The sequence below is a fragment of the Halomonas sp. S3-1-1 genome, assembly GCF_023757625.1.
Lineage (GTDB): Bacteria > Pseudomonadota > Gammaproteobacteria > Pseudomonadales > Halomonadaceae > Vreelandella.
Genome location: NZ_JALGBZ010000002.1, coordinates 626,215 through 648,832, shown reverse-complemented (window position 1 = coordinate 648,832; position 22,618 = coordinate 626,215). Strand labels below are relative to the sequence as shown.

The window sequence follows — 22,618 nt, the reverse complement described above, 5'->3', positions numbered from 1 at the left end:
ACGAACACTCCTTGTCGAAAGGCCCCATGATCGGGCCCTGGTAAAGTCTACGGGTATTGCCATCAGGCTAGCCCTCAATAGCACCAAGAATATGGCGCGATGAGCGAATTATTCAAGGCGCGCGACTATTTGCCCTGCTTCGCTTTCAAAAGCGCCGCCCCGAGCGCGCCCATCGAGTTATCAGAGGCGGGCTTATCACGTTGATTGCGCCCGCCTTTTGGCGCCCTCAAGGCTTTTTTCTCACGCAGCTCGCTCGCGCCACCCTCGCTTTCGATTTCATCGCTTAAGCGCATGGAAAGCCCGATGCGCTTTCGTGGAATATCTACGCTCATCACTTTTACGGTGACGATATCGCCGGCCTTCACGACGGTTCTTGGGTCTTCGACGTATTTATCCGAAAGCGCCGAGATATGCACCAAGCCATCCTGATGCACGCCGATATCCACGAACGCGCCGAAGTGGGTAACGTTGGTGACCGTGCCTTCGAGAATCATGGCCGGTCGAAGGTCGCTGAGTTTCTCGACGCCTTCGCGGAACTCCGCGGCCTTGAACTCCGGGCGCGGGTCGCGGCCAGGCTTGTCCAACTCCTTGAAAATGTCACTGATCGTCGGCACGCCGAAGCGCTCATCGGCGAAGGTCGCCGGGTTCAACCCCTTGAGCGTCTGGCTATCGCCGATCAGCCCTTTCACTTCGCGCCCGGTTTCGTGCGCGATGCGCTCGACCACCGTATAGGCCTCCGGGTGAACGCCGCTGGCGTCCAGCGGGTTCTCGGCGCCGTGAATACGCAGAAAGCCGGCGCACTGCTCGAAGGTTTTCGGCCCTAACCGGCTGACGTCCAGTAGCGCCTTGCGGCTCTTGAACGCCCCGTGCTGGTTACGCTGGGAAACGATGTTTTCGGCGATCACCGCGGAGAGCCCGGCCACCCGCGATAAAAGAGCGCTGGAGGCTGTGTTGAGATCCACCCCGACCGCGTTCACGCAGTCCTCGATCACGGCCTCCAGGCTTTTGGAGAGCTGCACTTGTGAGACATCGTGCTGATACTGGCCCACGCCGATCGACTTAGGCTCGATTTTCACAAGCTCTGCGAGCGGATCCTGAAGGCGCCGGGCGATGGAAACCGCGCCGCGCACGGTGACGTCGAGCTCCGGGAGCTCGCGCGAGGCGTACTCGGATGCCGAGTAGACCGAAGCGCCCGCCTCGGACACCATCACCTTGCTCAGGCGCTGGTTCGGCGCCAGGGCTTTCACCAGCTCGCCGGCGAGCTTGTCGGTTTCGCGGCTGGCGGTGCCGTTGCCCACCGCGATCAGCTCGACATTATGGCGTTTGATCAGTTTAGTGAGTTCTGCCAGCGACTCGTCCCAACGGTTTTGCGGCGCGTGAGGGTAGATGGTCGCCTGATCGACGAACTGGCCCGTAGCGTCCACCACTGCGACCTTGCAGCCGGTGCGCAGGCCCGGGTCCAGCGCCAGCGTGACCTTCTGCCCCGCCGGGGCGGCCAGCAGCAGATCCTTGAGGTTAGCGGCGAATACGTCGATGGCGGTCTGTTCGGCCTGCTCGCGTAGCCGGCCCAAAAGCTCGGTCTCGAGTGCGGTGTAGAGTTTCACCCGCCAGGTCCAGCGCACCACCTCCATCAGCCACTTGTCCGCCGCGCGCCCTTCGTCACGAACGCCAACCTGCTTCGCGATAGCCACTTGGGCCGGGTGCACCGGCGCCTCGTCTTCACCCGGCAGACGAATGGCGAGGCTCAGCACGCCTTCGTTGCGCCCGCGGAACATGGCAAGCGCGCGATGGGAGGGCACCTTGGCGAGTTTTTCGTCGTGTTCGAAGTAGTCGGAGAACTTGGCGCCTTCGTGCTCCTTACCGTCGAGCATCCGCGCGCTGAGCTCGCCCTCGCTCCAAAGCCGCTCTCGCAGCTGGCCAATGAGTTCCGGGTCTTCGGCAAAGCGCTCCATGAGGATCTGCTTGGCGCCGTCGAGGGCGGCCTTGGCGTCTTCGATGGCCGGCGTTTCACCCTCGGCGGCGCGCAGATAGCTCTGCGCCTCTTGCTCGGGGTCAAGCGTCGGATCGGCCAGCAGCGCGTCCGCCAGCGGTTCGAGCCCGGCTTCGCGGGCGATCTGCGCCTTGGTGCGGCGCTTTTTCTTGAACGGCAGGTAAAGGTCTTCCAGCCGCTGCTTGGTGTCCGCGGCGTCGATGCGCGCTTTCAGCGGGCCATCGAGCTTGCCCTGCTCGTCGATGGCACTGATCACCGCGCTACGGCGCTCCTCGAGCTCGCGCAGATAGCGAAGCCGCTCATCGAGGTTTCGAAGCTGGCTGTCGTCCAGCGCCCCGGTGACTTCCTTCCGGTAGCGGGCGATAAAAGGAACCGTCGCGCCTTCGTCCAAAAGCGCCACCGTGGCGCTGACCTGCTGCGTTTTCACGCCAAGCTCGTCGGCCAAGCGCGAAATAATCCGTTGATTAACATCCATACGTGCCACTAACTCATGCCGGCTTTTAAATGCCGACACGGTATCACAAAGCCATGGCGCTGGCATGAAATGTCGAGCTCGCGGCAACGCCTCCGCCCGCCATAACGGGCTTGCTACCAGCGCTGTGTTCCGCGGCACGTATTCGTTCGCCAAAAAGGCCGGCTCGTTTCCTGGCGCACCTGTTGGCGAGTCAGGCCAATATCTTTCAAGGTGGCGTCACTTGCCTGCTTTAGTGCGATTCGCTCCTGGCGTAGCTGACACCAAAGACGCCACCGCCTTTTAAGCGCCTCTACTCTGCCCTGTTTTTGACAGTTGCCTTGATTGTCGGTCGGCTTGTCTTGTGTCGCACTCATCATGATTTCTCCTGTTAATTAACGTGGAGAAATTATTTAGCACGCTCTAAAATCAAGCCAACGAATAGTTCTAATGCTCTTTATCATTTAAATTGATAGCACCTTTGCACCGTTCCTCTGTTTTTGTTATCCGCTTTTACTATTTGCTTGCGAGACCAGCCGTGCTCCCCACCCTCGATTCCGAATTACTGCGAACATTTATTGCGATCGTCGATCAAGGCAGCTTTACACGCGCGGCCAATGCGGTAAATCGCACCCAGTCGGCGGTAAGTATGCAAATGAAACGCCTGGAAGAAGATATTATCCAGCGACCGCTGTTCGTTCGCGCCAGCAAGCCTCTGACGCTTACCAGCGAAGGCCAAACCCTCTTGCGCTACGCCCGCCGGATTCTCGATTTGCAAAGCGAGGCGCTTAACACTCTGCGCCAGCCGGATATGGTGGGGCGGGTTCGCCTGGGCGTACCCGATGACTACGTGATGCGTTTTCTGCCCGGTATTTTGAAATCCTTCGCCCGCGCCTGGCCGTTGGTGGATGTCGATGTACAGTGCGCGCCCTCCTCGGTCCTGCTTCAACAGCCTACCGAAGAGCTCGATATGCGCATCGTTACCCGTGAGATAGGCGATGAGATTGGCACCGTACTACGGCGAGAATCCACGGTGTGGGTCGCAGCGGCCAGCCATAGCGTTCACCTTGCCTCGCCGGTGCCGCTGGCCATGTTCGACGCGCCCTGTGCTTGCCGCCGCCACGCCTGCAATGCGCTGGACCGTGAGGGGCGCCCCTATCGCATCGCCTACAGTAGCCCAAGCCTTGCCACGCTTCAGGCGGTGGTCAGCGAAGGTCTGGCGGTCTCCGCCTGGATGCAGAGCCTGGTCACCGAGGACATGCAGATATTGGGCGACGATCTATTCCCTACATTACCGGAGGTCTCGATCGTACTGGTGCGCTCAACATCCGCTCACTCCCCGATCATCGACAGTCTGGCGGAACATATTCAGGAAGGGTTTCGGCTGTAATCGAGGCGACGCTCGCCCTTGCAGGTGCCGTCCGGTAGCGCGGCTTAACGAGCGCCAGTGAGACACAATAAAAAAAGGGGCGGCGCGAGTGCGCCGCCCCTTTTGGGTATCGAGTCTTGCGATCAGGTCAGTTGGGGGCCGGCCTTGATGATCGCCTCGTCCACGCCTTCGAACTTCTTGAAGTTCTCGACGAACTTGGTGGCGAGCTCTTGCTGATGGCGATCAAAGGCGCTCTGATCTTCCCAGGTGTCGCGCGGGTTCAGAAGGCTCGAATCGACGCCGGGAACGGCGGTGGGCACGGAGAGGTTCAGGCCGTCGATGTGGCGGGTGTCGATGTCGCGCAGCACGCCGGACTGAATCGCGCTGATGATCGCGCGCGTTGTCGGGATCGAGAAGCGCGAGCCGCCCTCGCCATAGGCGCCGCCGGTCCAGCCGGTGTTGACCAGATACACCTGGGCGTCCTTCTTCTCGACGCGTTTGATCAGCAGATCGGCATACTCACGCGCCGGGCGCGGGAAGAACGGTGCGCCGAAGCAGGTGGAGAACGTTGCAGCCAAGCCCTCGGAAGACCCCATCTCGGTCGAGCCCACTTTAGCGGTGTAGCCGGAGAGGAAGTGGTACGCCGCGGCTTCCTTGGAGAGGATCGACACCGGCGGCAGTACCCCGGACATATCGCAGGTCAAAAAGACGATGGCGCTCGGCTCGCCGGCCAGGTTTTCCGGTACACGCTTCTCGACGTGCTCCAGCGGGTAGGCGGCGCGGGAGTTCTGGGTCAGGCTGTCGTCGGCGTAGTTCGGTGTGCGGCGATCATCGAGCACCACGTTCTCGAGCACGGTGCCGAACTTGATCGCGTTCCAGATGACCGGCTCGTTCTTCTCGGAGAGATCGATGCACTTGGCGTAGCAGCCGCCTTCCATGTTGAAAACGATGTCGTCACCCCAGGCGTGCTCGTCGTCACCGATCAGGTAGCGGCCCTGGTCGGCGGAGAGCGTGGTCTTGCCGGTGCCGGAAAGGCCGAAGAACAGACACGTCTCGCCATCCTCGCCCACGTTGGCCGAGCAGTGCATCGGCAGCACACCGGAGGCCGGCAGCAGGAAGTTCTGAACCGAGAACATCGCCTTTTTCATTTCACCGGCGTAGCGCATGCCGGCGATCAGCACCTTCTTCTCGGCGAAGTTGATGATCACGGTGCCGTCGGAGTTGGTGCCGTCGCGGCTCGGGTCGCACTCGAAACCTGCGGCGTTGAGAATCGTCCAGGCCTCCTTGCCCGCCGGGTTGTAGGCGATGGGGCGAACGAACATGGTGCGACCGAACAGGTTTTGCCAAGCGGTTTCGGTGGTGATGCGTACCGGCAGGTAGTGGGTGGTGTCGCTGCCCACGTGAAGCTCGGCGACGAAGTGCTCGTCACGGCCCAGGTACTCTTCCACTCGCGTCCAGAGCGCGTCGAACTTGTCGGCGTCAAAAGGACGGTTGACGCTGCCCCAGTCGATTTGATCGCGGGTGGATGGCTCATCGACGATGAAGCGGTCCTTGGGGGAGCGACCAGTGCGCTCGCCGGTGTTGACGACCAGGGCGCCGTCCGCCGAAAGGCGGCCTTCTCCCCGGGCCACGGCGCGCTCGATCAGTTCGGCACTGCCAAGGTTGATGTGGGCGTTGGGAGCGGCTTGAGTCGTGGTCATGTCAGTTCCTGGGCCAGGGGCCGATTCTCGGTATGAATGCTCGGCGCGAGTGTTGGATGCACAGCCATATAAGGCTGGATCTTGCGCTGAAAGGGGTCGCGTAGCCGCTCAATGAGCGGGCCGAGCGCTAAAGACCGGCGCATTATGGCAAAAAGAAAGCCCCCGTCAAACGGGGGCTCGGCGCGCCTTTTTTGTAGTTAAACTACTACAATTCGGGCAATTTTCGTGCTGCACTGCAGTAACTTTTCAAACGCGCGTTCGCCTTTAGTCGTGGATGCCGCTTGTTAGCTGGGCCGCCACCGATTGACCGAGTGCGGCCCCTTGAATCAATGCGACTACACGATCAGTGAATGACCGGCGCCGAGCTTCCGGGATCGTCGATCAACGCCTCGATTTCTGCCGCAGTGTAGTGATATTTCGTGTGACAGAAGTGGCACTGCGTCTCGATCGAGCCCTGCTCCTCGAGAATATCCTTGAGCTCCGCCTCGCCCAGAGAGTAAAGCGCATGGCTCATGCGCTCACGCGAACAGGTGCAGCCAAAGCGCAGGGCCTTGGGATCGAAGACCCGCACCGTCTCTTCGTGATAGAGCCGGTAGAGCACCTCGCGCTGCTCCAGCCCTAAAAGCTCTTCGCGCTTGATCGTTTCGGCCAAGTGCACGCTGCGCTCCCAGGCATCGATATCCTGATTCTGCGAGGCGTCCGGCAGGCGCTGGAGCAGAAGCCCGCCCGCTCGCTGCCCGTCGGCGGCAAGCCACAGCTTCGTCGGCAGCTGCTCGGACTGACTGAAGTAGGCTTCCAGGCACTTGGCCAGCGTGTCGAACTCCAGCGCCACGATGCCCTGGTAGCGCTTGCCCTCTTTCGGGTCGAGGGTGATGACGATCTGGCCGTCGCCGACCAGATCGCGAAAGCAAGCCGAGTCATCGGGCAGCGCGCCCTCTTCGCTTAAGCGCGCAATGGCGCGAAGCTCGCCGCCGGGGTTGGATTCCGCCATCAGAAGCGATAGATCGCCCTGGCCGCGCACTTCGATACTGAGCGTACCGTCGAGCTTGACCGTATCGGTCAACAGCGCCACGGCAGCCAGGAGCTCGCCGAGCAGCGCGTTGACCGCGGTGGGGTAGGCATGGCGGCTCAGCACTTCGTGGTAAGTGTCGGCAAGGGTAACGATCTCGCCGCGCACGTTGGTTTGGTCGAACATGAAACGCTGGATCTGATCAGACATAAAAGGCCATCGAAGGAGTAGTTAAAAGAGTAGTTAAAAAAGCGGGAAAAGAGTCTAGAGCGTAAATGGGTGGGGCGGGCAGACGAGCGCCGCCAAGAGTTACTCGCCCTGGTTGCGTTGAAAGCGCTGGATCTCGCGGCGCTGCTTTTTGTCCGGACGCTTCAAGGGGTGCTGCATGACCTCGTTGTTGAGGCGGCGCGCTTCGGTCTCCTTGGCGCGTCTGGCCTGGCTCTGCTCGGTTTCGGCGTAAAGCGTTTGCGCCTCCGGGGCGCCGCGGCGCTGATCCGAGAGCTTCACCACTTCGACCTCGTAAATGTCCCAGCCTTGGGGCACGCGAATCAGCGCGCCTACTTCCACGTTTTTGCTGGTTTTCACGCGGTCGCCGTCGTAGTGCACCTTGCCCCCTTCGATGGCTTTCTTGGCCAGTGCCCGGGTCTTGAAAAACCGCGCGGCCCAGAGCCACTTGTCCAGGCGAACGCTATCATTCATTGAGGCTCTCCTTGCTGTGCCGGTAAGTCGTTGGGCAGCAGTTGGGCGAATCGGTCCAGGGCAACGAACTCTTGAAGCTCTTTTTCAGGGCGCTGGCTATCGGGCTGCTTGATCCCCATCAGGTACTTGATACCGAACTCCCGGGCGCTTTCGAGCACGCTCGGGTTGTCATCGATGAACAGCGTACGCTGCGGGTCGAAAGGCTCGCGCTCTTGAAGGGCAAACCAGAACGCCTGCTCCTCCTTCGCCGCCCCCACGTCTTCCGATGAGATGATGGCGTCGAGATACTTTTCCAACCCCGTCAGCGGCAGTTTCAGGCTTAAACTGGCCCGGTCGGCGTTGGTGGCCAGCACTACCCGCGGGTGGGCGTTTTTGAGCCAGGTCAGAAAGTCCAGCGCGTCGCTGCGAAAACCGATCAGATGCTGAATTTCGCGCTTGAGCGCCACCACGTCGACGTCGAGCTCCCGGCTCCAGTAAGCGAGACTGTACCAGTTGAGCGTGCCCTGCTCGCCGATGATACGCGCCTTCAGCGTGTCCTGAGTGGCCTGGTCGAGCTTGTGCAGCTCGCCATAGCGCTTGGGTAGATGCTCGAGCCAGAAGTGGCTGTCAAAGTGCAAGTCCAGCAGCGTGCCGTCCATATCGAGCAGGACGGTGTCGATCTCGCGCCAATCAATCATGGCCACTCCGGTGTTGAAAAGAGAGTCGAAACAGTAAGCGTGCTATTGTAGCGCACGGCGTTTTTTCCAGCCACGGAGGCCTTATGTCCCATCAGGATCCTATTAAACCGCACATTCTGGGCCGCGAAAGCGTCGCGAAAAGCCGGCTCTTTCACGTCGAAGCGCTGGATTTACGCTTCTCCAACGGCGAAGAGCGCCGCTTCGAGCGGCTAAGCGGCAGCGAACGCCCCGCCGTGATGATCGTTGCGATGCCCGACCCGGACCACGTGCTGCTGATACGCGAATACGCCGCCGGTTTCGAGGAGTACGTATTGACCCTGCCCAAGGGGCTGGTCGACCCAGGCGAGGACATTCTCACCGCGGCCAACCGCGAGCTGATGGAGGAGTGTGGCGTCGGCGCGCACCAGCTGGAGCCGCTGGTCGAGCTCTCCCTGGCACCGAACTACATGCGCCACCGTATCCAGGTGGTGCTGGCCACCGACCTGTTTGAAAAGCGCCTGCCAGGCGACGAGCCCGAGCCGCTCATTGTGGAAACGCACGCCATCGAAGAGCTGCCCGCGCTTCTCTTACGCGAGGATTTTCACGAAGCCCGCGCCATCGCAGCGCTCTACATCGCCCGCGACAAACTGCGCGACGAAAAGCGCTTCAACGGCACGGAGCTGATTTAGCACCGACAGCACAATATTTTTGAAGGCGGGTTTTGAACGTGAATACGGGGGAGCAGCCACCGCTCGCGCTAGCACAGGATTACGCACCCGGTAGGAGCAAGCGCCAGCTAGCGACCTCTCGAATCGGGCACATATCCTTATGCCCGACTCATGCAGGGCGCGCCCGTCTAGTAGGCGGGCAGCGCAGGGCTCGATTTTTTCAGCGACTGATTAACCCGCGCCAGCTTTTCGAGCGAGGTTTGGATGTTTTCTTCCTGAGCGCCCTTCAAGCGGAAGGCATCGACCACGTTGGCAAGCTCGAATACCTCGACGGTGAGATTATCGGCGGAGTCGGCGATCATCTGCACCTTGTGGGCGTTTTGCTGAGTGGTGCTGTCCATTTCAGCGATCGCGCCGTTGATCTGACTGATACCGCTACTCTGCTCGTCCGAGGCGCTGGTGATCGAGGCCATTAGCTCGCTGACCCGACTCACCTGGCGCATGACGTTTTCGATCGAGTTTTCCGCCTGCTGCACCGCGGTGCGCCCGCCGTCGACTTCCTCGGTGGCGCTGTCGATCATGCGACGAATCTCCTGAGCGGCGTCGGCGGAGCGTCCGGCAAGGTTTCGCACTTCGCTTGCCACCACCGCAAAGCCGCGGCCGTGCTCACCGGCTCGAGCCGCCTCAACAGAAGCGTTGAGCGCGAGAATGTTGGTCTGAAAGGCGATGCCGTCGATCACGCCGATCATTTCGGTCATCTTGTCGGCGCTGTCGGCGATGCGCTGCATGCGCTCGACGAGCTGCTCCATCTGTTTGCGCGTGTCGCGGGTGCTGGTGGCGTTTTGCTCGGCAAGGTCGCTTGCCTGTCGGGCGTTTTCGGTGTTTTGTGCCACGGTCGCCGTCATCTGCACCATGCTGGAGGCGGTCTCCGCCAGCGAGCTCGCCTGCTGACCGGTGCGCTGGGAAAGCACGTCGTTCTCCTCGGCGATCTGCTCGACCGCCGGCGTTACCGAAGAGACGCGGCTTTCGACCTCGCCGACCACCGCCGCTAGGCTAAAGCGCATCGTATCCAGCGAGTAGAGCAAATTGCCAAGTTCGTCACTTCCCTGCTTTTGGGCACGCGCAGCCAGGTTACCGGCCGCCACCTGGAACGTCATGTGGCGGGCGCCTTCCAGCCCCTTGAAGATCGAGCGAAGAATCAGAACGCTGAGCCCCACCAAAATTAAAAGCCCCACCACGAGCAGCACGAGCTGGGCAACGAGCATCTGCTCACGGTCGCGGTGTGCTTCTTCGACCAGCGCCTGGGCGTCGGTACGCTCCAGCTCGACGAGCTGAACAGAAAGCTCGCGCAGCGTGCCGGTGACTGGCAAGGCGGTATCGTTGAACGCTTCAAAAGCGGCAAAGTTGCTGCCGGCGCCGAGTGCCGCTAACGTCTGATTCAGCGCGGCGCTCCATTGGCTCAGCGCGCCATCGAAGGCTTGTATGACCGGCTCTGCGGCATCCTCGGCGGCCAGATACGCGTTCCACTGGCTGTCGATTTCAACCAGCTGCTCCTGGGCGCTCGCCGTGATGGCCGCAATGTCTGCCCCCCTGGGGTTGCGCACGGCGGGCTCCACCTGCTGCACGGTTTCGCTCACCCACCGCTCAATGTTTTGTAGATTGGCGATCGACTGCAGTCCGCCGTCGTCGAGCCGCGACAAGCGATCGCCGGCGTTGACCAGCCCGTATACGCCTAGCGCCCCGCCAAGCCCCAGCAGCACCATTGCCACGACCACCATGCCGGTCAGCCGCGCTCTCAGGCTTCCGAGCTGAAAGCGGCCGAGCAGGCCCATCACGCCCTTGCGCTGTATGGCGCCACCGCTCACCCGGTAGCGTCTCGAGGCGCCCTTTTCACGTAGCTCGGCGTAGACGCTTTCTGCAAGCGCAATGGCGTCAGGCTGCGCCTTACGCCGCACCGAGGTGTAGCCAACGATACGGTCGCCGTCGCGAAGTGCGGCGACCGTGGCGTTCACCCAGTAGTGGTCGCCATTTTTACGCCGGTTTTTGACGTGGCCCTGCCAGGTGTTGCCCGCTTTGATGGTGTGCCAGAAATCCTTGAACGCCGCCTCGGGCATGTCCGGGTGGCGAATCATGTTGTGGGGCGAGCCCATCAGCTCGTCACGCGAGTAGCCGCTGACCTCGACGAACGCGGCGCTGGCGTAGGTGACGTTCCCCTCGAGATCCGAACGGGAAATCAAAACGGTCTCGTCGCCGAGCACGTACTCTTTCTGAGTCACAGGTTGATTATTTCGCACCTTGGGGTCCCGTCAACAATTATTAAAGTGAGGTTTGCGCCATTATCCTGATCCCACCAAAATTTAATTCGCCGAATAGGCATAAAAAACGCCACCCTTTTTGATGAGAGTGGCGCATTAAAATTATCAGACTAACGTTCTGTCGCTATCTACTTGAAGACGATATTGGCCACATCCTTATAGCGATTGGCGAAGTGGACGGTCATGCCCTCTTTCAGGTAGTCCGGCAGCTCGTCGTAATCGCGACGGTTGGGCTCAGGCAGGATCACCTCGAAGATATCACTGCGCCGCGCGGCGATCACTTTCTCGCGAATGCCGCCCACCGGCAGCACCTGCCCGGTCAGCGTGAGCTCGCCGGTCATCGCCAAGGGCCGATCGATTGCTTTGTTAGTGGCTAGCGACAAGAGCGCGGTGGTCATGGTCACGCCGGCAGACGGCCCGTCCTTCGGAGTCGCCCCTTCCGGCACGTGCAGGTGTACGAACGCCTTGTCGAAGAACTCGGGGTCGGCACCGTACTCCTTCAAATGCCCCAGCGTGTAGCTGTAGGCGATGTTGGCCGACTCCTGCATCACATCGCCAAGCTTTCCGGTCAGCTTGAAGCCGCGGTCCAGCGAATGCACCTTGCCCGCCTCGATCGGCAGCGTCGCCCCGCCCATGGAAGTCCAGGCAAGGCCCGTCACCACGCCCTGACCCTTGAGTACCTTCTCCTTACGGAACAGCGGCGCGCCGAGAAACTCCTCGAGGTTCTTGACCGAAATCTTCACCGTCTCTTCCGGCGACTCCAGAAGCTTCACCGTCGATTTACGCACGATGCGATGAAGCTGCTTTTCGAGCTGGCGCACCCCGGCTTCGCGGGCGTAGCCTTCGATCACCTGCTTGAGCGCGGCGTCGGTCAGGTTGATGCGCTTTTTCGGCAGCTTGTTACGCTCGAGAAGCTTCGGCCACAGGTGGTGCTTGGCAATGTCCATCTTCTCTTCGGCGATATAGCCGGACAGGCGAATCTGCTCCATGCGGTCCAGCAGCGGCCCCGGAATCGAATCCAGCGTATTGGCGGTGCAAACGAACAGCACTTTCGAAAGATCCATGCGCACGTCGAGGTAGTGGTCGAGAAAATCGACGTTCTGCTCCGGGTCGAGCACTTCCAGAAGCGCCGAGGCCGGATCGCCCTGGAAGGACTGTCCGAGCTTGTCGATCTCGTCGAGCATGATTACCGGGTTCTCGACCTCGACCTCCTTGAAGGCTTGCACGAGTTTGCCCGGCATCGCGCCGACATAGGTACGCCGGTGGCCCTTGATCTCGGCTTCGTCGCGCATACCGCCGACAGAGAAGCGATAGAATTTGCGCCCCAACGCCTCGGCGATCGAGCGGCCCACAGAGGTCTTGCCCACCCCGGGCGGGCCGACCAGCAGCACGATCGAGCCGCCTACATCGCCCTTGAAGGTACCTTCGGCGAGAAACTCGACGATGCGCTCTTTAACATCCCCAAGCCCGTCGTGGTCGCGATCGAGCACCTGACGGGCATGGTTCAAGTCCAGCTTGTCTTCGCTGGTGATGCCCCAGGGGAGCGAGGTCAGCCAGTCGAGGTAGTTGCGGGTGGTGCCGTACTCCGGCGAGCCGGTTTCCAGCACGCTGAGCTTGTCGAGCTCGTCGTCGATACGCCCCTGGACGCGCTCGGGCACCTTGAGCGCTTTCAAGCGTTCGCGGAAGGTATCGACATCGTTTTCCCGGTCGCCCTTGGAGATGCCCAGCTCGCGCTGAATGACCTTGAGCTGCTCGCGCAAAAAGAACTCGCGCTGGCGCTCCTGCATCTGCGCGTTGACCTGCTCGCTGATCTCGCTTTGCAGCTTGGCGACATCGATCTCCTTGCGCAGAAGCGGCAGCACCTTGTGCATGCGATCCGCTACCGGCAGGGTCGCCAGCGCGTCCTGTAACTCCGGGCCCTTAGCCGAGGTGATCGCCGCGGCAAAGTCGGTTAGCGGTCCCGGCTGGTTGGGACTAAAGCGGTTGAGGTAGTGCTTGAGCTCCTCGCCGTAAAGCGGGTTGATCGGCAGCAGTTCCTTGATGCCGTTGATGATCGCCATGGCGTAGGCGCGCGTCTCTTCGTCCTCGGCGTCGACCGGCTCCTTGGGATAGCTCACCTCGACCAGATACGGCGGCTCTTTCGAGAGCCAGCGCTGGATCTTGAAGCGGCGTACGCCTTGGGCGATGAACTGGATCTGCTGATCTTCGCTTTTGAGCTTGTGCACCTTGACCGCAGTGCCGATGGCGGGAAAGTCGCCTTCGGTGAGCGAATCGATGCCCTGCTCGCCTACGAAAGCGACGCCCAGCGTGTGGTGCGGTGTATTACCGACCCGGCGCATGGTCTCTTCCCAGCGGTCCTTGTTGATGACCAGCGGCTGCACCTGAGCGGGAAAGAAGGGGCGGTTATGGATCGGGAGCAGATAGATGCGCTCCGGGAGCATGTCGCTTGCTGAAACGAGCGAATGAACCCGCTCGCCGTCGGAGCGATGCTCATCGTTTTGGGCGGTATCGTCATCGGCGACGTCTTCGTCGGTCAACCAAACGGGTGAATCGTTATCGTGTTCATGATCCTGGTCGCTCATGCGCCCTCCATCGACTGAGACTGACGGCTGCGCCGTCTTGCATTTTCAATGGAATGTGGGCAGCGCGGGGAAACTTCAACCCTTTGGGCAGATAACCGTATCGCTCGAGAGGCGCCCCCGCGCCGGTCAGCGCAGGGCGCGCTACTGGGGCAATAGCTCGGGCAGCGGGCGCCCGTTGACCCGCCAGCTGCCGCGAATGACGTCGAACTGCAGCTCCTGGGTGCCCAGCGGCAGGCCTAGCCACAGGGCGGCAACCGTGGGCGCGTCGTACCAGACGAAATCCCCATCGAGCCGGTCGCGCCAGCGCCAGCGCGTTTTGGCATCGCTTAGATCCTCGAGACTGAGCGCATCGAGGCGGCGGCCGTCGAAAAAGAGCGCGCCGTCGGCGGCGACGTCGATACCCAGCAGCGGGCTTTCGAGCTGGATGCGAGTCACGTCAAGGCGTGGGGAGTCGCTTAGAAGCGAGAGTACTTCCGGCTCCAAACGCGCCATGACGCCTTCGGCCATCGGCCGCTCCGGGTCGCCCCAGGCGGCTTCCTGACGCAGGCGGCGGATGATCTGGCGCACCGCGTCGGCGTTGAGCCTTGAAAGCTCCGCCTCGATCTCGCCGCTCACAAGCGGCGTATCCGGCGCTTCGCTGGGTACGTGCACATTTCCCAGCGCCAGCCGCCCTTTCAGGCGCAGCTCGCTTTCATCCAATACCATCTGGCTTTGCACGTCGGTAGAGGCAACGGTGATCTCGTACCCCGGGTAAGAGAGCGTGGTGGATTCGACGGTAAGATGATCGCGCTGGGCGAAGTGGTAGGCGTCTTCGATATAGGTGTAGCGGCTTTCGAGCACGGTCGGGCCAAAGCGCAGGTAGGCCGGCCCGTCGCTCAGCGTGAGCTGATCGAACAGCGCGCGAAGGCGCCAGTCGCCGAATACTCCCTCCAGACGCAGGCGCGCGCCGCGCACGTCGAGCTCGCGCCCGCTTTGCTGAATGACGAACGGCGCCAGCGCCAGGCGCAATTCGCTCTTGCCACTCAGCGTGTGGTAGCGCCCCTGCCAGCGCGGCAGCGACAGCGCCGAGACCTCACCCACCGCCTTTTGCAACGCGCTTCCAAGGCGCGGCACCAACGTGCCCTGAACGTCGGTGCTCAAAAGCCCGTGACGGGCATCATAAGTGACTTCCAACTGCCAGGGCCGGCCGAGCAGCGGCGACAGCAAAAGCCGCCCCTGGGAGGAGAGCCACCCGGGGCTGCTCTCGGGGCGGCTTACGCGCCACTCGCCGCGCGCTTCCAAATCCTCCAACGCCTGGCTTAGGCTGCGCTCGAACAGAACGCTCGAGATCAACTGCGCAACGGCCCAAACGAGCGCCGCCACGACGATGATCGGGACAATAAGACGTTCCTTGCGCATGCCATCTCCCTGGATAGCCGAAATCAGGCGCCCTCTTCCAAATTGCCGGGCCGCTGCGTCACCGTGCTGTTTTATTGCTTGTTGCTTTTATTACGCGCTGCTTTAGGTAATCACCTTATTGCTTTTACACGCCAAGGCCAAACGCATCACCCTGAACGCGACGCTTAAAAGCGTAATACCGCCCCATGACATCGATGTGAAAGACCAAGGCTTGGCCTAGTGCAGCCAGAACCACAGGTGCATGGTGCTCCAAGCGTAAATGCCGGCCATGACGTCGTCGATCATGATGCCAAAGCCGCCGGCGACGCGCCGGTCGGCCCAGCGGATCGGCCAGGGTTTAAATACATCGAAGATACGAAACACGATGAACCCCCAAAGCGCCGCCTCCCAGGAGAACGGCACCGCCGCCATGGTGATCCAGTAGCCGACGAACTCGTCCCAGACGATGCCGGAGTGGTCGTGAACGCCCAGATCGTGAGAGGTCTTGTCGCACAGCCAGACGCCCACGATGAAGGCGACCAGCACTATGCTCAGATACCAGCCCAGCGGCAGATCCGCCATGATCCAGTAAAACGGAATGGCCGCCAGCGTGCCGAAGGTACCCGGCGCCCAGGGCACCATGCCGCTGCCAAGGCCGAAGGCGAAAAAGTGCGTGGGGCGTCGCCAGACGCTCGACGGAGCCTTGATCATGACTGCCCCCGGTGAAAATGCTGCCAGCCCTGGGCCGCCTCAGCCGGCACCCCTTGAACGCCCGGCGCCTCGCAGCAGCGCCCGATCACAGAAAGCGCAAGCCCTAACTCCGCCAGCACCTGCCGCGCCTTTTCAAGCTCACCGGGCGCCAGCGTCACCAGAAGCTCGTAGTCGTCGCCGCCGCCAAGCATGGCGGCCTGCGCATCATACTCGCCAAGTGCCTCGATCAGGCCTTGAGCGACAGGCAGCGCATCCATATCGAGCTCGGCGCCGACGTTGGATGCTTGGCGCAAATGGCCGAGATCCGCCAGCAGCCCATCGGAAATATCCAGCGCCGCACTTGCGATGCCGCGCAGCGCAACACCTGCCTCGAGCCGAGGCTCGGGCAGCAGGTAGCGCGTTAGCAGCGGGTGCGCCAGGTCGCGCTCACCGCGCTGCCAAAGCGTAAGCCCCCCGGCACCGCCGCCAAGCGCCCCGGTCACGGCGATCAGGTCACCCGGGCGGGCGCCGGCGCGGGTGAGCGCCTGGCCTTTGGGCACCTCGCCCATCACGGTCACACTGATGCCAAGCGGCCCGCGGGTCACGTCCCCGCCCGCCAGCGCCGTCTGGTGGCGCTCGCAAAGCGCGTGAAAGCCGCCGCCAAAGTCCTCAAACCAGCGCGCGGCGGCGGCTTCGTCTTCAAACGCATCGCTTGGGTGAGTCAACGCCATCAAGCACCAGCGAGAACGCGCGCCCATCGCGGCCAAATCGCTCAAGGCCACCGCTAGCGCGCGATGGCCGACGGCCCTTGCGGGAGCCTCGGACGGGAAATGAACGTCCGCGTTCGAGGTGTCCACGCTTACCGCGAGTTCAAAGCCCGCCTGCGGGATCAAAAGCGCCGCATCGTCGCCGCCGCCCAGCGCCACGCCGCGATCGAGCGCGGCGGGCGCAGGCTTTAGAAACCGTTCAATGAGTTCGAATTCGCCAAACACAATGGCCCCTTAACGCAATTCAAGCGCTGCGCCTTACAGGCGGCGAGCGCTGACCTCGGCACTGCGTAAGCGATTAGCCAGCTTATCGAGGATGCCGTTGACGTACTTGTGGCCGTCGGTCGCGCCGAAGGACTTGGCAAGCTCCACGCCTTCGTTGATCGCCACGCGGTAAGGCACTTCCGGGCGCTTGGCGAGCTCATACGCGCCCAGGCGCAGAATGGCCAGTTCCACCGTGTCGAGATCTTCCAGCCGGCGGTCCAAGAGCGGGGCGATTTCGCGGTCGAGCTCGGACTTGTGGCGCACGGTTTCGTGCAATAGCGTATGGAACAGCGCCTTGTCGGCGATCTCCATCACTTTGACCCAGTTTTCGTGGTCTTCCAGGTCGTCGTCGGCGAGCTGGCTTCTAAACTCCGCCTCGACGGTGGTGGCGGACTTGCCGGTCATGTCCCACTGATAAAGCGCTTGAACGGCCAGTTCGCGCGCGGCGCGACGGGCCTGTTGGGCGGCGCTTTGCTTACGCTCCGGACGCTCGCTCATGAGTCGTCTCCGGGCAGAGCACGCAAGAGCGAGACCATTTCCATGGCGGCCATCGCGGCTTCGGTGCCCTTATTGCCCGCCTTGGTACCGGCGCGCTCGATCGCCTGCTCTATGGACTCCACGGTCAATACGCCGTTGGCTACCGGCGTATCGAATTCGAGCTGCAGGTGGTTGATGGCCGTATTGCAGCCGCCAGCCACGTACTCGAAGTGCGGCGTGCCGCCACGAATCACCGCGCCCAGCGCGATGACCGCCTCGGGCTTCATGGTCTTGAGCACGCGCTTGACCGCCAGCGGAAGCTCCCAAGCGCCGGGCACGTGGACAATATGGATATTGTCGGCATCGACACCGTGACGCGTCAGGCTATCGACCGCGCCTTCGACGAGGCTGTCGACCACGTGATGGTTGAACCGCCCAACGACGATTACGTAGCGCCCGTCGACATCGACGAAGCTGCCTTCAACTTGCATAAGGGATTGCATCTTCTTTCATCCTACTCAATAAGCGTATCAGGACGTCTCACTCGGACGCTGAATCGGTGCTGCTGTCGGGGCTCACCAGCTCGACCACTTCCAGGTCGAACCCCGACAGCGCTGAAAACTTCCACGGCGAGCTCAAAAGGCGCATTTTGCCGACGCCCAGATGGCGCAGAATCTGCGACCCGGTGCCTATGGTCAAATAGTTGCCGGAGCCGTCGGAGTCGCTGGTGCGCGGCGGCTGCACGCGACCCAAAAAGACATCCAGTTGATCTTTCAAACCCTGGGCCGGGTGGCCCTCGTCGATCAGCACCAGCACGCCGGCCTCGGCCGCCGCGATCTCCTCGAGCGCCCGGTGGGCGTGCCAGCGCGAAGAGGCCTCGTGCTTGAGCCCCAGCACGTCTCTGAGCGTATCTTCCAGGTGAACGCGCACCGTCGTCGTGGTTTCCGGGGATGGGCGCCCTTTCACCAGCGCCAGGTGGTGGCCGCCCTGCAACCGGTCGCGAAACACGTGCAGCGCCAGCGGGCCGTGAGCGGTCGCCACTTGAGTGGTTTCGACCAGATCGACGGTCTGCTCGTTGACCATGCGGTAGTGAATGAGCTCGGCGATGGTGCCCATTTTGATCCCGTGAGCCTTGGCGAACACCTCGAGTTCCAGGCGGCGCGCCATGCTGCCATCGTCGTTCATGATCTCGCAGATCACTCCGCTCGGGTCGCACCCGGCGAGCGCGGCCAGATCGCAGGCGGCTTCGGTGTGACCCGCCCGGCGCAGCACGCCGCCGGGCTCGGCCATCAGCGGAAAGATGTGGCCGGGCTGAACGATATCCGCCGCGCGGGCGTTGGGCGCGGCGGCAGCCTGCACGGTGCGCGCGCGGTCGGCGGCAGAGATACCGGTGGTGACCCCTTCCCGCGCCTCGATCGAGAGCGTGAACTTGGTGCCAAACCCGGAGCCGTTGTTACCCACCATCAGCGGCAGGTTCAGCCGCTCGCAGCGCTCACGCGTCATCGGCATGCAGATCAACCCGCAGGCGTGGCGCGCCATGAAGTTGATATGCTCGGCCTGAACCTTCTCTGCCGCCATGATGATATCGCCTTCGTTTTCGCGATCCTCATCATCCATGAGGATCACCATCTTACCCTGGCGGATATCCTCGACCAGCTCGCTGATCGGGGACAAACCATCAAAAGAGGGTTGCACCATGGAAACTCCCGTAAAGTAGCCGCACCGTCGTGCGATGTTGCGCGCAGGGTACCGTGGCTGGCCCCGGCGCGCCAGATTTAGCGCGCGGGGGCCTTGGCCTGCGCATGTAACGTTCTCTAAAATTACGCGTTTAAGACGCCACCGCGCGGGGCGTGGCGATGATGCGCCAATCACTGCCGACCGCGCGAATATCCTGAATATCGAGGCGCTTTTGGTCCGCCATTTCGCTCAAGCCCTGAAGAGCGAAAAGCGGCCGCGCCTCTCCTCCTAAAAGCGTCGGCGCGACAAATAGCTGCAGCTCGTCGATGAGCGCTGCGTCGAGCAGGGCGCCGGCCAGGGTCGCGCCGGTTTCGACCAACACTTCGTTGACATCATACTCGCTCGATAAAAAGCTGAGCATATCGGAGAGCGACACCCGCCCCGCCTTGACGGCGGGCATGACGTGAATTCGCGCCCCCGCCGCTTCGAGTTTCTGGCGCTTCTCATCAGAGTGCGCCTCGGTGGTGATCACCAGCGTCTGGCCCGGCTCCTGCAGGCAGGCCGCGGCCAGCGGCAAGCGAAGCGTGGAGTCCATGATCACGCGAAGCGGCTGGCGGGCCACGACCGTCTCGGCGTTGTCCAGGCCCAGCTGCTCGGCGCGAACCGTTAGGCGAGCATCGTCCAGAATGATCGACTCGACACCGCTCAAAATGGCGCTCGAGCGTGCGCGCAGCCGCTGTACCTGCCGCCGCGCCTCGGGCCCGGTGATCCACTGCGATTCACCAGAGCCCATGGCGGTGCGCCCGTCCAGGCTCATCGCCATTTTCAGGCGCACGAAGGGCGTGCCGCGCTCCATGCGCGAGACGAACCCTGGGTTGAGCGCGCGGGCGTCCGCCTCCAAAAGCCCAACCTCGACCCGAATGCCCGCCGCTTTCAAGCGCTCGATACCCCGCCCGGCCACTCTAGGATTGGGATCGACCATGGCGACCACCACGCGCGCCACGCCGGCATCGACCAGCGCCTCGGCGCAGGGTCCGGTGCGCCCGGTATGCGAACAGGGCTCAAGCGTCACGAAGGCCGTCGCGCCGCGGGCGTTGTCGCCCGCGGCGTTAAGCGCGTGCACCTCGGCGTGGGGTTCGCCGGCGCGCTCGTGAAAGCCTTCACCGACGACGCGGCCGTGTTCGTCATTGCTTTGAACGATCACACAGCCGACCCGCGGGTTGGGGTCGGTGGTGTAAAGCCCCTTTTTGGCCAGTGCAATGGCGCGGGCCATGTGCACGTGGTCAGCATTGGAAAACGGCGCGTCCATCAGCTCTCCTCGCGGGGCTTGCCGGATTCGCCCTTGGCGCCCTGAGGCGCCAAGCGATCGATCTCGGCGCGAAACTCGTCGAGATCCTGAAACTTGCGATAGACCGAGGCGAAACGAATATAGGCCACCTGGTCGAGCCCGCTGAGCGCGTTCATGACCGCCTCGCCAATATCGCGGGCGTTGACTTCGCGATCGCCCCGGGCGCGCAGCTGCTGGCGAATACGCTCGACCGCCGCTTCGATCGCCTCGGCGCTGACCGGGCGTTTCTCAAGGGCGCGCAGCATACCGGCGCGCAGCTTGACTTCGTCGAAGCTTTCCCGCGAGCCGTCGGATTTCACCACCCGCGGCATGATCAGCTCGGCGGTTTCGTAGGTCGTAAAGCGCTCCTGGCAGCTGGCGCACTGACGCCGCCGGCGCACCTGATCACCGTCGGCCACCAGGCGCGAATCGGACACCCGCGTATCGTGAGCACCACAAAAAGGGCAATGCATGGCCGTTCACCTATGGTTGAAGCAGCGGTCGAAGCAGCAGCTATGGTTAAAGCAGTGGCTATGGTTAAAGCCATGGCAATGGTTAAAGCCGTCGCCATAGTTAAAACAGTAACAACGCAGCTATCAAAAAACGCATCAAAACCGCTACATCGACCGACACATGATTAAAAAAGCGCGCTGCATGACGCGCTTTTTTAATCAGGGGCGCCGTAAAGCCGCGCTAACGGGTGCGGGCATAACCTAGCATTGTAACGATTTGGCACACAAGCTGCAGCGTTTGTGACAGTTTACCCGGAAGGAGGCGCCATGACGCTTTTCGAACAGACACTTCACCGCTACCTGACCCACCTTTACGGCCACCGCGCCGGCGAGGTCACGCGGCGGGTCAAACAGCACCTGGAATATTATCAAAGCGCGCGTGGGCGCGGCGAAAGCCAGGACGGCACGCCGGTCGCTTGCGTGGCCAGCACACCCGCTGGCGCACCACTTTGGAGCGAAAAGGATCAGTGGGTGATCAGCTACGGCGACTCGATCGTTCAGGGCGATACGGCGCCGCTGACCGTGCTGAGCGACTTTCTGCGCGCGCGACTAGGCGACTGCATCAGCGGCGTACACGTGCTGCCGTTCTTCCCCTGGAGCAGCGACGACGGCTTTTCGGTCATCCATTATCGTGAGGTCAATCCGTCGCTTGGCGACTGGTCGCACATTCGCGAGCTTGCCAGCCACTTCGACCTGATGGGTGATCTGGTGCTCAACCACGTTTCCCGCGAGTCGCTCTGGTTCGTCGACTATCTGACCGGCAGCCTTCCTGGGCGCGATTTCTTTATAGAGGTCGACCCGGATACCGATGTCTCCCAGGTCACCCGTCCGCGCAGCAGCCCGCTGCTGGTACCGGTGGCCACCCGCCGGGGCACGCGCCACCTGTGGGCCACGTTTTCCGACGATCAGATCGATCTGAACTTCGAGAACCCGGACGTACTGCTTGAATTCGTCGGCATTCTACTGTTCTACCTGCTGCAAGGTATCCGCATTATCCGCCTCGACGCGGTGGCCTTTTTGTGGAAGCGCTTGGGCACGAACTGTATTCACCTGCCCGAAACCCATACCGTAGTGCGGCTTTTGCGCGCGATCGTCGACGAAATCTCTCCGGGAACGCTGCTCATTACCGAAACCAACGTGCCCCACGCTGAGAACATCAGCTACTTCGGCCTCGACCGGCTGGCGCCCAATGCCCCGGAGCGCGCAAGCGCCGCAGACGAGGCGCACATGGTCTACCAGTTCGCCCTGCCGCCGCTGCTGCTTCACACTCTGACCCGCGGCGAAACCGCGACCCTGCAGGCCTGGCTTGCGAGTCTGCCGCCGCTGCCCGATAACTGCACCTACCTGAACTTCACCGCCAGCCACGACGGCATCGGCGTGCGCCCGCTGGAAGGCCTACTGCCGGATCACGAGCGCGATGCGCTATTGGAGCTAATGCACCGCTTCGGCGGCTTCGTCAGCATGCGCAGCAACCCGGACGGCACCGACACCGCTTATGAAATCAACATCACCTGGTTCGAGGCGATGCGCGGCACCCGCCGCGGGCCGGACCCCTGGCAGATCGCTCGCTTTCTTTGCAGCCAAGCGATCATGCTCACGCTCAAAGGCATTCCCGCGCTCTATATCCATACGCTGACCGGCTCGCTCAACGATCACGAAGGCGTCGAGCGCAGCGGGCGACTACGCTCGATCAACCGCCACCGCTGGGCGCTCGACGAGCTCGACCTGCTGCTCGAAAGCCCGACCACGCCGACCCATGATATATTCTTCGCGTTACGTGACTTTTTGCGCCAGCGCCGCGCCGAGCCCTGCTTTCACCCGGCGGCGGCCCAGCAGGTACTGGCCACCTCTGACAACCTGCTGGCGATCACGCGCGGCCCGCTCGAGGATGGCCGCACGCTGCTGGCGCTGTTCAACGTGACCGACCGGCCCGCCCCGCTTTGCGAGGCCGGCGCGGAGCTAACGAAGGCGCTCGCCGCGCACCGCTGGCGTTTACTGATTGATGCCACGCCCTGGACGCCGGAAAACGCCCTGCCGCCCTACGCCGTTCGTTGGCTAGTGAGCGAGGGCGAATAAGGCCGCCAATCC

Annotated in this window: 20 protein-coding genes; 4 read left to right on the top strand and 16 right to left on the bottom strand. The window is 62.3% G+C overall.

Going from position 1 to position 22,618, the window contains the following annotated elements:
- Nucleotides 1-125: 125 nt before the first annotated feature.
- Together MQW23_RS07975 and MQW23_RS07970 are read right to left on the bottom strand one after the other, a co-directional pair.
- Nucleotides 126-2,465: a Tex family protein gene (locus MQW23_RS07975; protein ID WP_252107330.1), complete on the bottom strand. Its 2,340-nt coding sequence runs from the start codon at nt 2,463-2,465 to the stop codon at nt 126-128.
- 113 nt (nt 2,466-2,578) lie between these two features.
- Entirely contained in the window at nt 2,579-2,818 is a 240-nt protein-coding gene (locus MQW23_RS07970) for a DUF1127 domain-containing protein (protein WP_252107329.1), read from the bottom strand.
- A 161-nt stretch (nt 2,819-2,979) separates the two neighbouring features.
- On the opposite strand from MQW23_RS07970, the gene MQW23_RS07965 reads away from it, so the two are divergent.
- The gene (locus MQW23_RS07965; protein ID WP_252107328.1) at nt 2,980-3,831 is read left to right on the top strand and encodes a LysR substrate-binding domain-containing protein; all 852 of its coding nucleotides are present in this window, start codon (nt 2,980-2,982) and stop codon (nt 3,829-3,831) included.
- Nucleotides 3,832-3,953: 122 nt separating this feature from the next.
- On the opposite strand, the gene MQW23_RS07960 is transcribed toward MQW23_RS07965, so the two are convergent.
- From MQW23_RS07960 to yrfG, 4 genes are all read right to left on the bottom strand, one after another.
- On the bottom strand, nt 3,954-5,510 hold the full coding sequence (locus MQW23_RS07960) for a phosphoenolpyruvate carboxykinase (protein ID WP_252107327.1): 1,557 nt from the start codon (nt 5,508-5,510) through the stop codon (nt 3,954-3,956).
- Nucleotides 5,511-5,853: 343 nt separating this feature from the next.
- Nucleotides 5,854-6,729: an Hsp33 family molecular chaperone HslO gene (gene hslO / locus MQW23_RS07955; protein ID WP_252107326.1), complete on the bottom strand. Its 876-nt coding sequence runs from the start codon at nt 6,727-6,729 to the stop codon at nt 5,854-5,856.
- A 99-nt stretch (nt 6,730-6,828) separates the two neighbouring features.
- Nucleotides 6,829-7,218 (bottom strand): RNA-binding S4 domain-containing protein, encoded by a 390-nt coding sequence (locus tag MQW23_RS07950; protein ID WP_252107325.1) that lies wholly within the window; start codon nt 7,216-7,218, stop codon nt 6,829-6,831.
- The gene (gene yrfG / locus MQW23_RS07945) at nt 7,215-7,895 is read right to left on the bottom strand and encodes a GMP/IMP nucleotidase (protein ID WP_252107324.1); all 681 of its coding nucleotides are present in this window, start codon (nt 7,893-7,895) and stop codon (nt 7,215-7,217) included. The genes MQW23_RS07950 and yrfG overlap by 4 nt, the downstream gene beginning before the upstream one ends.
- A gap of 83 nt (nt 7,896-7,978) precedes the next feature.
- Here yrfG and nudE point away from each other — a divergent pair, with 83 nt between their 5' ends.
- A complete protein-coding gene (gene nudE / locus MQW23_RS07940) occupies nt 7,979-8,563 on the top strand; it encodes an ADP compounds hydrolase NudE (protein ID WP_252107323.1) in 585 nt (194 codons plus the stop codon).
- 167 nt (nt 8,564-8,730) lie between these two features.
- On the opposite strand, the gene MQW23_RS07935 is transcribed toward nudE, so the two are convergent.
- The 10 genes from MQW23_RS07935 to nrdR all read right to left on the bottom strand — a co-directional run bounded on the left by MQW23_RS07935 (nt 8,731) and on the right by nrdR (nt 20,491).
- Entirely contained in the window at nt 8,731-10,836 is a 2,106-nt protein-coding gene (locus MQW23_RS07935; protein ID WP_252107322.1) for a methyl-accepting chemotaxis protein, read from the bottom strand.
- 149 nt (nt 10,837-10,985) lie between these two features.
- Nucleotides 10,986-13,439 carry an endopeptidase La gene (lon, locus tag MQW23_RS07930; protein ID WP_252107321.1) on the bottom strand — a complete coding sequence of 818 codons (2,454 nt, stop codon included), beginning with the start codon at nt 13,437-13,439 and terminating at the stop codon, nt 10,986-10,988.
- A 141-nt stretch (nt 13,440-13,580) separates the two neighbouring features.
- Nucleotides 13,581-14,837 (bottom strand): DUF945 family protein, encoded by a 1,257-nt coding sequence (locus MQW23_RS07925; protein ID WP_252107320.1) that lies wholly within the window; start codon nt 14,835-14,837, stop codon nt 13,581-13,583.
- A 216-nt stretch (nt 14,838-15,053) separates the two neighbouring features.
- Nucleotides 15,054-15,527: a phosphatidylglycerophosphatase A family protein gene (locus MQW23_RS07920; protein WP_252107319.1), complete on the bottom strand. Its 474-nt coding sequence runs from the start codon at nt 15,525-15,527 to the stop codon at nt 15,054-15,056.
- Entirely contained in the window at nt 15,524-16,498 is a 975-nt protein-coding gene (gene thiL / locus MQW23_RS07915; RefSeq protein WP_252107318.1) for a thiamine-phosphate kinase, read from the bottom strand. Before thiL ends, MQW23_RS07920 begins: the two co-directional genes overlap by 4 nt.
- 33 nt (nt 16,499-16,531) lie before the next feature.
- Entirely contained in the window at nt 16,532-17,035 is a 504-nt protein-coding gene (gene nusB / locus MQW23_RS07910) for a transcription antitermination factor NusB (protein ID WP_252107317.1), read from the bottom strand.
- Entirely contained in the window at nt 17,032-17,517 is a 486-nt protein-coding gene (gene ribH / locus MQW23_RS07905) for a 6,7-dimethyl-8-ribityllumazine synthase (RefSeq protein WP_252107316.1), read from the bottom strand. The genes nusB and ribH overlap by 4 nt, the downstream gene beginning before the upstream one ends.
- Nucleotides 17,518-17,554: 37 nt before the next feature.
- A complete protein-coding gene (gene ribBA, locus MQW23_RS07900; RefSeq protein WP_252107315.1) occupies nt 17,555-18,712 on the bottom strand; it encodes a bifunctional 3,4-dihydroxy-2-butanone-4-phosphate synthase/GTP cyclohydrolase II in 1,158 nt (385 codons plus the stop codon).
- 130 nt (nt 18,713-18,842) lie between these two features.
- Nucleotides 18,843-20,000, bottom strand: coding sequence for a bifunctional diaminohydroxyphosphoribosylaminopyrimidine deaminase/5-amino-6-(5-phosphoribosylamino)uracil reductase RibD (gene ribD, locus MQW23_RS07895; protein WP_252107314.1), 1,158 nt, complete (start codon nt 19,998-20,000; stop codon nt 18,843-18,845).
- A complete protein-coding gene (nrdR, locus tag MQW23_RS07890) occupies nt 20,000-20,491 on the bottom strand; it encodes a transcriptional regulator NrdR (RefSeq protein ID WP_252107313.1) in 492 nt (163 codons plus the stop codon). The genes ribD and nrdR overlap by 1 nt, the downstream gene beginning before the upstream one ends.
- Here nrdR and MQW23_RS07885 point away from each other — a divergent pair.
- Together MQW23_RS07885 and MQW23_RS07880 are read left to right on the top strand one after the other, a co-directional pair.
- A complete protein-coding gene (locus MQW23_RS07885; RefSeq protein WP_252107687.1) occupies nt 20,465-20,659 on the top strand; it encodes a hypothetical protein in 195 nt (64 codons plus the stop codon). The genes nrdR and MQW23_RS07885 overlap by 27 nt on opposite strands.
- Nucleotides 20,660-20,797: 138 nt before the next feature.
- The gene (locus tag MQW23_RS07880) at nt 20,798-22,606 is read left to right on the top strand and encodes a sugar phosphorylase (protein WP_252107312.1); all 1,809 of its coding nucleotides are present in this window, start codon (nt 20,798-20,800) and stop codon (nt 22,604-22,606) included.
- Nucleotides 22,607-22,618: the final 12 nt, after the last annotated feature.